At 53.1% G+C, this 14,863-nt stretch carries 13 protein-coding genes and 1 tRNA gene; 6 read left to right on the top strand and 8 right to left on the bottom strand.

All coding sequences use genetic code 11. From position 1 onward, the window contains the following. Positions 1 to 107: 107 nt before the first annotated feature. A complete protein-coding gene (locus DP106_RS00970; protein ID WP_120082677.1) occupies positions 108 to 866 on the top strand; it encodes a hypothetical protein in 759 nt (252 codons plus the stop codon). A gap of 134 nt (positions 867 to 1,000) precedes the next feature. On the opposite strand, the gene DP106_RS00965 is transcribed toward DP106_RS00970, so the two are convergent. Together DP106_RS00965 and DP106_RS00960 are read right to left on the bottom strand one after the other, a co-directional pair. Next, positions 1,001 to 1,861, bottom strand: a complete 861-nt coding sequence (locus DP106_RS00965) for a DUF7504 family protein (RefSeq protein ID WP_133305080.1) — start codon at positions 1,859 to 1,861, stop codon at positions 1,001 to 1,003. A gap of 61 nt (positions 1,862 to 1,922) precedes the next feature. Beyond that, the gene (locus tag DP106_RS00960; protein WP_120082674.1) at positions 1,923 to 3,164 is read right to left on the bottom strand and encodes a hypothetical protein; all 1,242 of its coding nucleotides are present in this window, start codon (positions 3,162 to 3,164) and stop codon (positions 1,923 to 1,925) included. A gap of 258 nt (positions 3,165 to 3,422) precedes the next feature. Between DP106_RS00960 and DP106_RS00955 the strand changes: the two genes are divergently transcribed. From DP106_RS00955 to DP106_RS00940, 4 genes are all read left to right on the top strand, one after another. Then, positions 3,423 to 4,085 (top strand): DUF7114 family protein, encoded by a 663-nt coding sequence (locus tag DP106_RS00955; protein WP_120082673.1) that lies wholly within the window; start codon positions 3,423 to 3,425, stop codon positions 4,083 to 4,085. 74 nt (positions 4,086 to 4,159) lie between these two features. Then, positions 4,160 to 4,231, top strand: a tRNA-Thr gene (locus DP106_RS00950). Between the two features lie 196 nt (positions 4,232 to 4,427). Continuing rightward, the gene (locus DP106_RS00945) at positions 4,428 to 5,552 is read left to right on the top strand and encodes a tyrosine-type recombinase/integrase (RefSeq protein ID WP_120082672.1); all 1,125 of its coding nucleotides are present in this window, start codon (positions 4,428 to 4,430) and stop codon (positions 5,550 to 5,552) included. A 257-nt stretch (positions 5,553 to 5,809) separates the two neighbouring features. Then, positions 5,810 to 7,168: a hypothetical protein gene (locus DP106_RS00940; RefSeq protein WP_133305079.1), complete on the top strand. Its 1,359-nt coding sequence runs from the start codon at positions 5,810 to 5,812 to the stop codon at positions 7,166 to 7,168. 6 nt (positions 7,169 to 7,174) lie between these two features. On the opposite strand, the gene DP106_RS00935 is transcribed toward DP106_RS00940, so the two are convergent. From DP106_RS00935 to DP106_RS16190, 6 genes are read right to left on the bottom strand one after another with little or no spacing between them, the layout of a single operon-like run. Next, a complete protein-coding gene (locus DP106_RS00935; protein WP_120082669.1) occupies positions 7,175 to 7,591 on the bottom strand; it encodes a hypothetical protein in 417 nt (138 codons plus the stop codon). Next, positions 7,584 to 9,497 carry a type IV secretory system conjugative DNA transfer family protein gene (locus DP106_RS00930; RefSeq protein ID WP_120082667.1) on the bottom strand — a complete coding sequence of 638 codons (1,914 nt, stop codon included), beginning with the start codon at positions 9,495 to 9,497 and terminating at the stop codon, positions 7,584 to 7,586. Before DP106_RS00930 ends, DP106_RS00935 begins: the two co-directional genes overlap by 8 nt. Then, entirely contained in the window at positions 9,494 to 10,465 is a 972-nt protein-coding gene (locus tag DP106_RS00925) for a hypothetical protein (protein WP_120082665.1), read from the bottom strand. Before DP106_RS00925 ends, DP106_RS00930 begins: the two co-directional genes overlap by 4 nt. Further along, positions 10,462 to 12,594 carry an ATP-binding protein gene (locus DP106_RS00920; RefSeq protein WP_120082663.1) on the bottom strand — a complete coding sequence of 711 codons (2,133 nt, stop codon included), beginning with the start codon at positions 12,592 to 12,594 and terminating at the stop codon, positions 10,462 to 10,464. Before DP106_RS00920 ends, DP106_RS00925 begins: the two co-directional genes overlap by 4 nt. Further along, the gene (locus DP106_RS00915; RefSeq protein ID WP_120082662.1) at positions 12,594 to 13,691 is read right to left on the bottom strand and encodes a hypothetical protein; all 1,098 of its coding nucleotides are present in this window, start codon (positions 13,689 to 13,691) and stop codon (positions 12,594 to 12,596) included. The genes DP106_RS00920 and DP106_RS00915 overlap by 1 nt, the downstream gene beginning before the upstream one ends. A gap of 5 nt (positions 13,692 to 13,696) precedes the next feature. Then, positions 13,697 to 14,143, bottom strand: coding sequence for a pilin (locus tag DP106_RS16190; RefSeq protein WP_240625299.1), 447 nt, complete (start codon positions 14,141 to 14,143; stop codon positions 13,697 to 13,699). Between the two features lie 225 nt (positions 14,144 to 14,368). On the opposite strand from DP106_RS16190, the gene DP106_RS00905 reads away from it, so the two are divergent. Further along, positions 14,369 to 14,839: a hypothetical protein gene (locus DP106_RS00905; RefSeq protein WP_133305078.1), complete on the top strand. Its 471-nt coding sequence runs from the start codon at positions 14,369 to 14,371 to the stop codon at positions 14,837 to 14,839. Positions 14,840 to 14,863 lie beyond the last annotated feature (24 nt).

Here is a 14,863-nt window from a genome sequence, read left to right as displayed (position 1 = left end):
TAATATGATTATTTCTCAACTAAAGGTGTCGACTGGACAGCTAATAGGCCGGAACCTATTTGGAAAATATTAAGTAATTTAGAAAGAATTTCACCCTCAGAGGTACAATGAATCGACGAAACTTCGTTCTCGGTCTTGGGACAGCGGCCACGCTAAGTGGAGCAGCATCAGTAACAGGCGCGGCGTTAGCGAATACGACGGATGTAAGCAACACTGACTTCCAGGTCTTCGCCCAGGCAGCTCTGGAGGCAAACGGTGTGTTCGATGGCGATGATGGTGTGCAAAACTCCTCAAACGTTGATATCGTTAATGCAAGCGGAAACAACGAGATTGACTACAGTGGGGTCGACACAACCAATTTCAACAATGACTTCCCACTTGCCACGGCGGGTGGCAGTACCACAGACAATGATCTAAGTGTTGAACTGGCGTTCAGCCGTACAGCCAGCGGCCGGAAAGACGGCGTGCTTGAGATCAACAATACCGGCTCAACCGACGAAGATGTTGGTATCGTCTTCCAAACAGACGACAGCACTGCCGGATTCGGAACCGACGTCGGGACAGCCAGTGGGCCGACAGCACAGAGCGTCGTCGAGACAATCAGCTTTGAGGCTGGTACCGGTGATACCCAGATTTCACCATCCAGTGTCTCCGGCGCGAGTGACTCCGATCAGGATCCCGCCAACAGAGTGACTGTTCCTGCCGGTGGCTCCGTAACCGTTGACATCAACTTCAGTTCAACGACAGAATTTGAAAACGGCGTCGAGGGCAACGTGTCAGCCTCGGGTGGAAACCCGTTCGAGGGCGGCGGCCTCGGTAGCATCGACCTTATCGACGGGATCCTCATCGGCACCGGCACTGCCTAATCGGCGCGGCGTCATACTCCTTTATTTTTTGTCGGCTGAGCGGCGGTGCTCTACACGTTGGTACTATCCGAACTAGTAGCGACTATCACCGGTCGATTAGCCAGCACACAATAACGGCGTTGTACGATACAGGATCACTCGATATCGACGCTACCATCGGGTTGAATCCGCACCGACACATCGAAAACCGATTTGATCGTCTCGACATCGTCCTCGCTGTGTCGGCCCGGATCGAGATGGCAGTAGCCCATCACGCCTGACTCATCGAGCTTTGAACAGAGCGTATACAAAAACGGTACCACCGTTTCTGTGCCGAGATGTTGCACCATCGACGACAGGGTATGGAACCCCAACACCGTCGGATACTGGTTGTCGATCCGGCTGAACTCATGACTGATGACGACGCCGAGCTTCGCCAGATTCTGCGGGTTTGGCACCTCCTTGTGTGAGTCAACGTTTCGCCCGAGCGTATTCGTACTGCGGGTTGACTCCGGCTCTGACCGTGGTTGGCCAACCTCGATCAGCGTTGTGTGTCCATCGACCCACGCTTGGAATTTTCTAGCCATCGGCAGTCGGTCGCTGGTCGACCGTGTCGCCGTTGCGAAGACGACATTCTGGGTCGCCGTCCCCTCAGCCACACAGATCTGCGCGAAGATATCGTTGGTGACGCCGTGGGTCGTCGGACTCAACACGAGCACCTGCGTCGGCGAGGTTGACTGCCCAAACGAAGATAGTGTGTCTAAGACGCCGTCGAACGATTGATTCGGCTCTGGGGACTGCTGTGTCGGCGACGGTGTTGCGGTACTGGCATCGGTCGTGGTCGACGCTGTCTCCTCCTCGGCGTCGCTGTCACCGGTAAAATTGTCCCATAGTCGGTTTGCTGACTGTGTGGGTGCCGTTGTGGCATCCTCGCCGGCTGCCGATGTCGCCGCAGCGAAGACCTGCCCGACGCTGGTATCCGTCTCGCGGCTGCGGTGTGAGTCGCTAGTAGCCATCGGTGATATCGAAGCTTGTGTGTTGCTGCTGTGTGTTGCCGCCAACACGGGCTCTGGATGTTCAGTCATCAACCCAATCAAACCCACCATCGGTTCGTTGTTGACCGTCGATCTCCGGCCGTTCCTGTTGGTCGGTATGTGGTGCCGACGAGTGGTCGTTCTGGTTCGATCGTCGGTCGGCCGTGTGTGAGCCTTGGTCTTGTGGGCCTCCCCAGACGTTCTCTGTCTGCGATCGCCGTGCGGTTGCTGTTCGTAGCGTCGCCGTATCGAAGGGCCACCAACTGCTCGCGGTGACGCCGGTGAACTGCTGGTCGCAGTTCGGACAGTATGGATCCGGGAGCAGCCCAAGATCGACTGTCTCGCCGCAGTCGTCGCAGTCGGCGGCGTCGACGCCCTTTTCGATCGCCTCGTTTTTCACCGTCCGCAACTGTTCCTGTTCGGCGTTGGCGGCCTGCAGCGGTTCGAGTGCCTCACGCTGGGAGTCGATCGCCGATCCAAGCCGGTATTCGAGGTTGTCGGTCGTCGACAGGAGGTGTTGGAGCACGTCTTCGACGTTGTCGAACTCGGTTTCGATCCACGCTTCGAGCTCTGCCCGTTCATCGGACTCCTCGGCAAGTCGGTCGGTGAGCTCGGCTTCAAGCTCCGAGAGCCGGCTTCTGATCTCGATAAGCTCATTGTCTAACTCGGCGACAACGCCACGACTGTCCGACCACGACTCCGTTTTTGCCGCAGTAAACTCCTCGAACCCATCGGATTCGTCGTCGCTCTCGGACGGTGACGGTGCGGCAGACTCATTCTGGTCGGTGTCGGGCGTTGTTGATTCCGGCGTTGGCAGCGACTGCTCGGTCGCCAACTCGTTGATGACCGTCCGGAGTTTTTCGAGCTCCTGCTCGATGCCCGACAGCTCCAAGTCTTCGTCTGATTTCGCTTCGATCGTCGACTCTGGTTCGGTTACCTGATCTGATTCGGCCGGTGTGTCGCTATCCGGCGACCGGCTCACGTTGTCGGTCGGTTGTTTCTGCCGGTCGGCCGGCTGTGTCTGTCGATCCGCGGCCGCCGTCCGGGCTGTCGGTTCCGGTGGGGCGTCATGTTGGCTCGATGGGTAGTCACTGCCTTCGGCGGTCGGGTCGCCGTTGAGCACGACATCGGAAAGCTCCTCAAGTACCCAGTATGACGAGAGGATCTCATCAAGCAGCTCCCGCTCGGAGACACCTTTTTTTCTCGCGGTTTCAGCGACCCACGCGCCGAGGGCATCCGTGTCGACCGCGGGTGTTCCGTCATCTGAGAGTTGGTCACGTGACATGTACGATACGTTTATTAGTAAATCAATTATCGTATTACAATGTTAAAAACATATTGTATTTCCAATGCGTGGATGGCTCATAAGCCGAAGACGCGTTGTTTCTGTCAGCTGTCTATACAATACTCCTCACCGACGATGGCGACCTCCCGCGTTGGCTAGCTCTGCCGAGCCGCTATCGACTCGCTGGGTGCAGTCGTGCGTCGTCGGTGAGCGGGTGGTTCCAAAGGTCTTTGACTGTCGCTTGTCTACTACACTGCAATGGATGCTGCCGTGCGGGCGCGGACTGCGGCCCGCGAAACCGTTGAGGATATCGAGCCACCACGGCTACGGGCCGTCCTGCTTGATCGACTTGAACGGGGGTCGATGGCCCCCGGTGTTTTGGTGTATGAGAGCGCGCTCGGACGGAAGCCGTCGCTCGCGTCGGAGGCCGTCGTCGACCGAAGTGTCGGTGTCCAGCTCATCTACGAAGGGCTCCGACTGACGCGGTCGTTGGCTCACGAAGAGCCATGGACAACCGCCGAAGCAGGCGAGATCGATGCCGATTTAGAGATTCTGGCGGCTGACATCCTCGTTTCTCGGGGGTTCCACCTGTTGGCCCGAACCGAGGTCTCCGATGCCGCTGTCGAAACGATCCGGGCGTTTGGTCGAGATCAGACTCGCCGCCGCGAGCCCGACGCTGATGCCCCGACACTTGATCGCAACCTCGAAGCCGACATCTTCACCTTGGCGGTTCGGGCCGGTGTCACCGCTACCGGTACCGATCCTACCGAGGCGTTACTTGAGTTTGCAGCCGACGCCGCTCGCAACTACGAGACGTTGCCCCCAGCGGCGAACGTTGTCACCGAGCCGGTTCGTCGGCGACTGACTGAGCTTACCGCCGGCGGTGACGACCCAGCCGCGTCGGCGGTCGGGGATCGCTGACCGGCCACAAACCGCGTGGCGGCACCGCCGAATCGAAACGCCTAAAGACAAACCCGGACTACGACTGAATGCGTGCCTGGGTAGCTTAGCGGTAAAGCGCGTCCTTGGTAAGGACGAGAGCCCGGGTTCAAATCCCGGCCTAGGCTCTCTTTGGCTGTTACGTCCGGTAGTTATCGGGTTCTTCGTCGGTGAAACAATGTCCACCGCGCAAGAACGAGTACCCGGTGTCAAAAACGGCACTCCGACGCCTTACAGCGGTTTCGACGAAAAGACAGGCATATTACATTATACATTTAAAGATTGCCACGCAAACGATCTAGATCTAGTACAGGAGATCGAACTATGACGTACAGCTCTGAAAACAAAGTAGACGGGATCGTACTCGTCACCGACGACGCAAAAGAATACCTGAACCCGAGACAAGAAGTTACATACCGCGAACACCGCCGCAACCTGGCAGAATGGATGCTGGCCCTCGGCAAAAACCCGGAGAAAGCCGAAGGCTACAGCCACAGCACCGCGAAAAACAGGATGAACCGTTTAGACCTCTTCTACCGGTTTGTCTGGAATCGTAAAGGCCGATTCATACAAGACCTGACCACGGACGACGCCGACGACTGGATGCGCCACCTTGCGACCGAGGAGATGAAAGAATCCACGAAGAACCACTACCAGAAAGCCGCATACACATTGTTCAAGTGGAAACGCGAGGCCCGCAACAAAGACGTGGAATGGGAACCTGAGATCCAGTACAGCGACCCCAGTACGACTTACACTCCTCGGGACTACCTAACCAAAGACGACCGCCGGAAAATGCGGGAAGCCGCAATGAGCTACGGAAGTGTACCCCACTACAACAGTGTAACCCCGAGTGAACGCGACAGATGGAAGACATATCTCTCACAACGCTTGCAGAAACCGAAGGACGAAATCACGATGAAGGACTGGGAAAAAGCAAACAGCTTCAAGTACACTTCGATGATCCACGTCGCCTTGGATGCGGGCCTACGTCCTATCGAGATCAAACGTTCAAATGTTCACTGGGTCGACACCGAAAATGGCGTCCTCCGTATCCCCAGAGAAGAAAGCAGTAAGAACCGGGAAAACTGGATAGTCGCACTCAAAGAAGAAACCAGTCAAATACTCGAACGCTGGCTCGAAGAACGAGAGACACGAGAAAAATACGATGATCGGGATGCGCTCTGGCTCACGATGTACGAAAATAGGTACAACAAAGACAGTTTCCGGGACGTCTTCCGCAAAATCGCATCCGAAGCAGGACTCGACCTCGAAAATAGAGACCTAACACCGTACAGCATTCGACACAGTACTGCGACCTACATAGCTGAAGAAGAAGGACTCGCAGTCGCCGCCCAGCAATGTCGACACAAATCCAAGCGGACAACGGAGAAGTACGAGCATAGCTCCACGACACGGCAGCAGGACGCGGTCAACAATATAGACTAAACCTCTCCCCCCCTTCTCTCTTCGTTGCGTGAAACCCGTACACGGCAGTAAGTCGTTCGAGTTTAGGACCTGATTCAAAGCTTTCTGTCGAAGCAGGGAGGTAGGGTTGAGACCTGTTTCAGGGCTATTTTTCTGACCCTGTTAATTTGTTCGGGGCTGTTTCCGGTGCTGGTTTTCCGTACCTGGTGAGTTGATCAGGGCTGATTGAGATATGAAATCGGAAGCTGATTTAAAAAACGAGTATGATAGGGTCAATTATGGCCGTCTCAGATCTCCCAGACTGGTGGGTTCGCCACGTTGCTTTAGAGCGTTTAAACTGCCGATCATTCTTCACCCCGGAAAATTGGATAGAGTACGACCTAGATCTAACCGATGAGAATCTAAAGATAGTAGCTGAGGCAAAGGTGTTGATCACTGGTCCCTACAGCGTCTTAGATGAGGTCGATCCAATCTCAGTTACACCGCGAATGACCCGCGGTATCGGTGGCAGCTACTTTGAGCCACTGAACGAGAATATGTTGAACGAGGGAAAGCTAAGTAGCGACTCATTCGCTCAGCCAGGGAATCCCATTGAAACTGCTGACCCAATCACATCCCTTTCATCCAATATGTATGTTCGACACGGTGAAGACATCTACCAGTGGGAGGTAGCTGAACTTCGCAAAGGCACCTTAGCAGGTCAGGAAGGAAGATTCCCGCCAAGGGAGAGAAGCTTCCAGATTTCAGACGAGTTCCCAGAGCTCTTCTACCGTGCGCAAAGGAAACATCAGGAAATACACCACCTCCGCAACCAGGTCAATTCCGAAGAGATATCGAAAAATGAAGGCCGTGAACGGATGCAAGACCGGTACGATGAACTCCGGGAGATTTACCAGGAGTATTATGATGACATCTATGAATACTCTCAGGAGCGGGTTTCAGAATACGAAGATCAGCCGAAGCCGAGGAAGCCCCCCACGCTAACCGGTATTGATCGAGCGGTTAGAGTAGATGAAGAAGGTAATGTGCACGGTAAAACCAGTGTGGAAGCACTCACATACCGTACTGCTGTTAAAGAGGCGTTGGAAGCTCGAAAAGCTCACAAGAAGTTGGAGGAGGATCGTCAGGTAACCCATATTGAGAAGGAGTTGGAGCACTCTGCAACGGCGATAATTCTCTCAGTTCAATCTTTGGAAGCCTATATCAACGGTGTTGCGCAGGAGGAGTTACCTGATTACTGGGAGAACTTGGAGAAGGCGAATATACGTGCAAAGTGGCAGACTGTACCCCATCTTGTGACTGGAGGGAAAGTGTTCGAATCTGGGGAAGCTACGTTCGGTAAATTTACACGAGCGGTTAGGTGCCGTAACCAAATTGTCCATTTCAAGAAAGATACAGAAGAGTTCGTAGAAAGAGATGACTACGGATATGTTAGCCCGGTCATCGAGTATGCGAATCATAGAGAGGCCTACAAAGCTGTCTCTGCTGTTAAAGAGATGATTGAACAGTTTTCGGAAGCACGCGGAGAGCCTTCACCTGACTGGGTGAATTCCAACCTCTGGATATACGGAAAAGATCCCGGCGGAATCGATGACCCACTCGCTTTTGATTACTGGGCCTCAAAAGAGGGTGAGTGAAGACAGTTACCTTTCTTTTAATTCCCTCTTCACCTGTTCTCTGAATAGTTGGAATGATTCTCTAACTTCCGCTAGTTCTTGTTCTAGCCGATGAACTTGTTTAACAAGTTCGTGGTGGCTCAGGTTCTCGTATTCGTCTAACTCTTGTGTGTCCGCTTGTTGAAGGTGGTGTTCTCCTTTCTCTGTGAGTTCTGCTTGTTTGGGGTGTTGGAAGACCCGTTTTTGTCCGTCGATGATTCTCTCGACTGTTCCGTCTGGCTTTGAGACCGTCAGTAGGTCGAGTTCCTCAAGTTTTTTGAAGGCGTAGGTGACGTGGTGGTTTTCGAGGGTGGTGGCCTGGGTGATTTTCTGGACGTCGTCGTTGCCACTGTCGACCTGTTGGAGTATGATTTGTTCTTTGTCTCTGAGTTCTGGTTCAGTCATCGGCCTGTAGTACGCATTGGGTTTCGAGTGCAGAGCAGAATCCATCTTCGTCGCGGTAGAGGCAGAAGTTTTTGAGGTCGCTGCGGTCGTTGTGCTCCAGCTCGGGGCACTCGTCCTCGATTTCTTCGTGTTCCTCCAGCGTGTCTCCGCTGAGTTCTAGGACGCGGTATTCGGCTTGTTTCAGTTCGTCTATCTGGGTGATGGGTTCGCCGTCGATGTTGTAGTAGCTGTAGCTACCTTCCTTGTCTTCGTGCTCTGAGCCGCGGCGGTTGACGGGGTCGGAGACGATGTTCTCCAGTTTCGAGGCTTTTCCTTCCTCGACGACATAGAAGACTTCCCTGTCTTGCTCAACGCCACGTTTCAGGTTTTTCAGGACTTTTCCTGGCTTGGTAAGTGTCGAGTTCTCTGCTTCGAGGTGTGCGACTTCGTTGTCGGGGAGGTGGACGTGGCCGTCCGGTTTCTCTTCTTCCTGACCTTGGTACAGCAGGTTGACGTGGAATCCTCGGTTTTCTAGATCTTGTTTGGCTGCTACGAGGAGCTCCTGATGTGTTTCTTGTCCGGCGTTGGCCTGGTTCCCGAGGCTTTGCGTAAGCTGGACCTGGGTTTTGTTGCTGGTGCGGGCAGCGGCTTTCTCCGTCTTGATTTTCTCCACCTCTGAGCGGTCGGCTTCCCAGGGCGGGTATGTGTTGAACAGGACTGCGTTTCTCTGATTCTTTTCCGAGGGTTTCTGGACGGCGGCTCGGTACTTGCCGAGACTGGTTAACGTGGTTTTGTTGATGTTTTGTAGCATTCCTGCGATCTGTGCCGTGTTTTCGCTGCCGCTGGGGTTGAAGACGACTTTGGTCCGGCAGTTGTTGGAGACGGCCCGCTTCATTTCCGGTGCAAGTTGTTGGAGGTACTGTGTGGCGAGCCAGCAACCGAGCCGGTATTCTCGTGCTTCACTGAGGATTTTGGTGAAGTTGCTGCCTTCGCCGGCGAAGTTCTGGAGTTCGTCGACGTACAGGTAGAACGGTGTTCGTTGTTCCTGGGGTTGTGTGATCCGGCTTTGTGCTGCTGCCCAGATCTTGGTGATGACAATTGACCCGACGAGTTCTGAGACGGTGCCGCCGACCTCTCCTTTCTGAATGTCGACGAGCACTATTTTCCCGTTGTTGACTGCTTTTCTGAAGTCTAATCCGCTTTCTTCTGCGCCGATGACTCTCCGGATTGTCGGGTTCATCACGAAGTCGTTCAATCGTCGCTGCAAGGGCTCCATCTCGTAGCTGGTCATGTCTTCTTTGACCCGGACGAGTTGTTCTCGGATGACGGAGTCCTGGGTTTGGTCGATTAGCTCGGTCAAGGGCTCGTCTTGGATAACGCAGCGGAAGACGTCGACCAATGTCTTCGATTCATTTTGTTTGATGTTCAGGTCCAGGTGTGCTCTGAGCAGGGTTTCGAGGACTCGTCCGAACTGGTCGCCCCAGTTCTCCGACTGTCGTTTGAACAGGTCGATGAGGTCGGAGACGATGATCTCCTTCTGGTTCTCCCGTTGCGCTGTGTTCATTTCGTCCGTGACCTGAGGTTCGAGGACGTTGATCGGTGTCACGGGTTCACTGGCGGGGTTGATGTAGACGATGTCGTCTAACCGGTTTTCAGGTAGTTTGGCGATGAGTTCGTCTATGAGGTCGCCTTTCGGATTGATGATGCAGAGGCCGTGGTCTTTCTCTGCGTCCTGTAGTGCGACGTGGGTCAGTAACTGGGACTTGCCGTAACCGGTCGGCCCGATGTTCAGGACGTGGGTCATCCTGTAGTCGTCGCTGAGGCCGACGTTCTCCTCAACTCCTAACTGGCTTTCACGGTAGCCGAGGTACGTCGTGTCCAGGGTCTCGGTGCTTTCGATCAGGGTACGGGTTTCTTCCGGATTCATGGTTCTGCCTGTGTAATGTTTTCCTGCTCAGTACTGGGGAGAGACAGCAAAGCCGCAAGCTCGGGAACCGAAGTTTGGAATCTGTGGCTCCAACTACCAAACTCTCGGTTAGCAACTGTTTCTGCAAAACCCAGAATCTGGTTTTCTCTGAGAGACTTGACAGTGACTGTGTCGAGGTATTGTCCGGTATCCGGGTTTTCGAAGATGTTGTAGCCGCCGCTGAGTTCCTTCACCCGGCTCTGCGTGTATTCGTCAGCTCCGATCACCAAGAAGCGGATGCTGGTGTGGAACCGGTTGGTACCGGCCTTGTCTTCGATGGCATCGGCCTGCCGTTTTTCTCGTGGAGTCGGGTTACGGCTTCCCCATAGCTTCTCTTTCTCTTTCCGAAGGTAGCCGATCCTCTGGTAGGCTCGACGCCGCCAGTACCACCGACGCAAAGGTCTTCCTATGACTGGCTGGAACAGGATTTGAACGATGAACTTGGTGTCCCGCATCGCGTGCCTATGCAAGGCGGAGACGACGGAGTTGATGGGCGGGTCTTTGAACTCGTGTTTTAACGGGTACCAGTCCCGTCTTCCCGTGGTTAGGAGTCCTCCGCCGACCGTGTCTTCTGAGGTAACCGGGATACCTTGGGAGCCTTTCTCGAACCGTATTCCTGGTATTTCGTTGGTGAGGTGTGTCCTTAGTTTTCTCTCCAGTCGAACGGTGGGTATGGAGAACTGGAATTTGATTTTGTCCGGGTGGCTTCGTCGGATCTCGAAGCTGGCGACCGGTGACGTATTCACGAATCCGAGTCGTTTACTCTGTAGCTCGGTAACCGCTTTCACCAGGTTCACCGGGACTGCTGGGATGTCGCCGTTCCTTGGTGTTTTGACTTCGAGACTGTAGGACTTTACTGGTGGTTTCTGAAGGATTTCGGCTTGCTCTTCTGTCGGCTTGGTTGTGTAGTGATGCAGCCGGTCGATCATTGTTCCTCCTGGTGGATGACATCGTGTTCAGCCGGTGTGGATTCGATCTTGATTCGGGTGTCGAGGTTACCGGAGATTTTCAGGATTGCTTCGCTGTACTCGCTATCTGTACCTGTTTTGAGTTCGTAGAGTTCCTGTCGTTCCCTCTCGGAGAGTTGGAAGTAGTCGACAACCGAGTCCGGCACCCGGTCGTGCCGCATAAACACCTTACCGGGGACGTTGTCCAGGATTTCTCGGCCTTCCCGGCAGTAGGTGAAGTGGGAGGCGTTCTGTGTAACCAGTGTGACGGCAGTGTTGGTGTCTCGGCCTTCGAGGACGAATTGATTCAATACTTTCCGGCCTTCTTCATCGTTCATCAGGATACGGGCTTCATCGATCAGTACCAGTGTTTTTCTCTGGTCTTGGCTGACATAGCTGTAGATCTCTCGAATCAGTTCGACCAGTTCCCGGACGTTTTCTTCCTCTCCCCTGTCTTTTACTTGAAAGCAGACGTGTTGGTCTTCCGGGAAATGGTAGTCACTAGTACTGTCCAGGTACTCTATACTGCCTCCAAGAGCCTCGGTTACCGTTCTGTACTCCTGTTTCGGATCGACTGTGATTATCTGAAGGTTGTCGTAGACCACGGCAGAGCGCAGCAGCTCAATTTTGGCTGCATAGCTTTTGCCGGAGCCGACCATCCCCATTCTAACCATTGAGTGAGAGGACCACTGAAAACGGTCAGCGAGGACGGGTGCCTGGTCGCTGGTGTCAACGCCGTAGATTACTCCTTGGTTTTGCTGTGTGCTCTGTGTTCCGAATGGGAATCCTGCTGCTGCACTGGTTGACGGCATTAAATGTGTTTCGTTCAATGCGTCACCGTACGCCGGGTGATCGGTTTTGAACGCTTCGTCAGTACGGAGAACTGGTTTCGTGTACTGGTTTCGCAGGGTATCTAACCGGTTCTGTATCTGCCGGTAGGTCTGGATACAGCTTTCTTTATCGTTGGCTTTGGCGGTGATGTAGACCCCGTAGTCGACAGCGGTACTGCGTCTTTCAGCCAGTAAGTCGAGTATCCATTCGGTGTCTTCGAGCAGCGTTTCGAGTTTGTTGGTGCCTCTGTATCCGTGACTAAGGATTGAGTCGATCTCGGCGTTGAGTTTTTCTGACAGTCGCTGAAGTTTGGTTGAGGCTTTCGCACTGCGTCTTGGTTCGATAACTTGTGTTATGTCGACGAGTCCTTCCGTACGCAGCAGTTGTAGAGGCCAGCCGAGCTCAACGGTGGACGGGTACTCGGAGAGGTATAGGGACTTCCTGTAGCCTTTCGTGTTGAATTTCTTTCCAACGCTAGTCCAGTCGGGTTCTATATTTTCACTGACTGTTCCTGGGTAGAAGTTACTGAGAGTTTTCAGATCACTGTCGGTGACCTGTTCTGCTTGGAGTTCTGCTGAGTTGATGGCGTCGATAACTTCGTTGCACCGGCTGTTCAGCTCCTCTGTCAGTGGTTTCTCATCGGCTTCTTTGTCGGTGAGCTGTAGGAAACTGGGCATTAGGGTGTCGACATTTTTCTCCGCGAAGATCTTGATGTAGTGCGTGGTGTAGGAGAGATCTTGATCGGAGAACTCCCGGCATTTCAGCATATACTGATGCCGGATATCTTGACGTGTATTACCAGGTTTATCCAGTTTCTGGATGTAGTCTTCTAGATCCAGGTGGTCTTGTCGGGAGATGACGTGGACAGGGTAGTTGACAGTGTCCAGCAAGTTCCGGTACAGGCTGTGTAGTGCTTTTCTTTCGTCCTCGCTCTTCATATCGAGGTTGGTTGGTGTGACCTTGACGAACGCCGCTGCCCTGTCGTCACCCATTCTAATTATTTCGTTGAATGCGGTCGGCTCAGATTCCATGTCGATCTTTTTCTGGTGGGTTCTGTACCGTATCAGGTTGTACAGCAGTGTGTCGAGGTGTTGTCCGTATGGAGTGAACCAGTACCAGGTTACTCCCAGTGCTCCGGCAAGTAGGAAGCCGAAGATGGAGGGAACGAAGATGTAAACCAGTCCTGAAGGTGTCAGTAATCGGAGCAGGTCTTTTACGGTGAACTGTCCGAAGAACTTGGTTGAGACTTCGAGTTTGCCGGGGAAGCGGATACTGGTCATTAGTCGTCACCTCCGAAATCGAATTTTTTGCTTCCAGAGGACATTCTGCGTTTTCTCCGGTTTTCTCGTAGCCGCTGCTTCTGATCCTTGTCCAGCATTTCTGAGAACTCATCTTCACCATCATCACTGGAGTTCATTCGTTGTTTCACGTTGCTGGATGCTGCGTAGGTCAGTCCGACTGCGGTTTGTGATGCGTCCCATATCTGTTTCGGCACAAGCAGGAGGAGGACTGGGAAGGATAGTGCGAGCACCCAGTTTGATACGCCTTGTACGGCTGTGTTGCCGGCTCCGTTGAACATGGCGAAGGCGAATTTCAATACGAGCATGTCCAGTGGTGCGATTAGGAGTGCGGCGAACCATCCTGCGATGAACGTGTCGGCGTATCTTTTGACTCTGGGTAGGCTCCATCCCAACGCCAGCAACGGACTGATGGCTGCGACAAACAGGATATACACGTCCCTGATAACGAACAGTACTGCGACCGCCAGCAACAGCAGTGATTGAATCAGGTAGGCCAGGATGAGTCCTGTACCCATTCCCATACGCTGTTGAAACGTGGATTCGTAGAACTCAGGTTGGAATGCAAGGGTTAGTGCGCGTGTGAACTCCACTCCGTATTGGAGCAAGGGTAGGGAGACGCTGGCGAATACCAGTGCGAGGATGACTCTTGGCAGGATTTTTCGGACCTGTCCGTAGGTGATGCCGAGAATCGGCCCGATCATATGTAGTATCCCGGCAACGATGAACACCAGTGAGGACAACAGGTATGCCACCAACAGTACGTCACTGTGGACGTCTTCGACCGCTGAGTTCGGGTGTACGTCAGGAGTTGCGGTCAAAAGACGTGCTGTAGTGGCGAGTAATGCTTCTCCAAGCCGGATGAAGGGCTCGAACAGGATCAGATACAGTGTGTCCTTCAGGATCTCGGTAAGTGACTTGCCTTCGGTGAAGTCTGAAAGTGTTTCCGCCAATCCGGACAAAATACCGGTTTGCTCCTGTTCTTCTTCGGAGTCCTCTTGTGCCACTGCTGGAGCAACCAAGACAGTGCTGAGGACCAGCAATGTCAACGCCGGAAATACGAGTTTTTGCCAGTTCATCGTCTTTAGGCGCAGATGCTACCTCCAAGCTGGGAAATCAAGTATGAGGTAATCATATTCGCTGATAGGAGCAGGATTGCTCCGATCAACCCGTTCTTGGCAATATTCTTACCGAGACGGTTGTAGCCCTGTCCGGGGATGATCAGGCAGGTGCCGGCGACAACGAATGTTAGTGTCGCTAGGCCGACTCCGGCTAGGAACGCTAACTCGGTGATTGAGTTCAGGAAAGTGAACAACGGCTCCATTCCATCCGGTGGGTCGCAGGGGAGGTCGTCCGCAACGGTCTGTGCTGAGACCGGTGTAACCATTGCCAGAAGCAAGGTGAGTGCTGAGGCTGCTGTTTTTCCCACGTCCCTTTTCCACTGACCGTTAATTCCGGGTAGTCGGATCGCGATGCGCTGTTGTGTGTCGTTGACCAGTGTTGCCACTGATCGAAGCGGATTCTCACTCATGGCTGTTTTTAGGTGTTTTCCGGGGTCTTTTCCCGGAAGAAGCCAGGATTCAAGCCTTGGTTCAGGCTGGAATTTGACTTCGAATTTCTATATGATCGGCAGCAGATTAAATGTAATATATTTTATGCATCTACTATTGATTATAGAGTTAGAACGAATCGCGTCTGATACCACATCTTTGAGTCCGTGAAATTATTATAGCAGTAGAAATCTTTCTAGGTGAGTATGAGTGACTGGCGTTTTGTTCAGAGCCGGCCTGTTTTGAGCAACCGGAAGATCAGGATTCCTGATGAGGTGAGAGAACCACTCATGGAGAATGAGGAGCGACCAGCTGTTCACTGGCAAATTGAAAAGAATGCAAAATTTATTGTGATCTCGAATAAGCCTATCTACAAGCCCACATATGAGTTTATTAACCGAACTAAAATATTCTGTGAGGGAGACAATCAGAAAATTAGACCGCCCGATGAATTTGAGGACTCTGTTTTGTCGAGGTTTGAGAAAGGTGAACATTTATTTTACTTGATGTACGAAGATTTTGAGGTTGAAAAGACGGGTGCAAGATATGCGTTTTTGCTTGATAATGGTCAATCAGCTGAATTGCTTCCCACCAAATCTCATCCTAATGATGATTTTGATGATGATGATTTACGTAAGGGTATCTTGAACGCACCTGGATTTCTACCTAACTTGTGATTAGGTTAAGTTCTGAGACGTGGG

The sequence above is a fragment of the Halonotius pteroides genome (assembly GCF_003605635.1).
GTDB classification, from domain to species: domain Archaea; phylum Halobacteriota; class Halobacteria; order Halobacteriales; family Haloferacaceae; genus Halonotius; species Halonotius pteroides.
This window is presented reverse-complemented; position numbering and strand designations above follow the sequence as displayed.

Excerpts from the sequence above, each read along its gene's own strand:
- DP106_RS00955 (WP_120082673.1), top strand. The coding sequence starts at position 3,423 with ATGGATGCTGCCGTGCGGGCGCGGACTGCGGCCCGCGAAACCGTTGAG.
- DP106_RS00970 (WP_120082677.1), top strand. The coding sequence starts at position 108 with ATGAATCGACGAAACTTCGTTCTCGGTCTTGGGACAGCGGCCACGCTA.
- DP106_RS00935 (WP_120082669.1), bottom strand. The coding sequence starts at position 7,591 with ATGACTGAACCAGAACTCAGAGACAAAGAACAAATCATACTCCAACAG.
- DP106_RS00920 (WP_120082663.1), bottom strand. The coding sequence starts at position 12,594 with ATGACCAGTATCCGCTTCCCCGGCAAACTCGAAGTCTCAACCAAGTTC.
- DP106_RS00925 (WP_120082665.1), bottom strand. The coding sequence starts at position 10,465 with ATGATCGACCGGCTGCATCACTACACAACCAAGCCGACAGAAGAGCAA.
- DP106_RS00960 (WP_120082674.1), bottom strand. The coding sequence starts at position 3,164 with ATGTCACGTGACCAACTCTCAGATGACGGAACACCCGCGGTCGACACG.
- DP106_RS00945 (WP_120082672.1), top strand. The coding sequence starts at position 4,428 with ATGACGTACAGCTCTGAAAACAAAGTAGACGGGATCGTACTCGTCACC.
- DP106_RS00940 (WP_133305079.1), top strand. The coding sequence starts at position 5,810 with ATGGCCGTCTCAGATCTCCCAGACTGGTGGGTTCGCCACGTTGCTTTA.
- DP106_RS00930 (WP_120082667.1), bottom strand. The coding sequence starts at position 9,497 with ATGAATCCGGAAGAAACCCGTACCCTGATCGAAAGCACCGAGACCCTG.
- DP106_RS00915 (WP_120082662.1), bottom strand. The coding sequence starts at position 13,691 with ATGAACTGGCAAAAACTCGTATTTCCGGCGTTGACATTGCTGGTCCTC.
- DP106_RS00965 (WP_133305080.1), bottom strand. The coding sequence starts at position 1,861 with ATGGCTACTAGCGACTCACACCGCAGCCGCGAGACGGATACCAGCGTC.
- DP106_RS16190 (WP_240625299.1), bottom strand. The coding sequence starts at position 14,143 with ATGAGTGAGAATCCGCTTCGATCAGTGGCAACACTGGTCAACGACACA.
- DP106_RS00905 (WP_133305078.1), top strand. The coding sequence starts at position 14,369 with ATGAGTGACTGGCGTTTTGTTCAGAGCCGGCCTGTTTTGAGCAACCGG.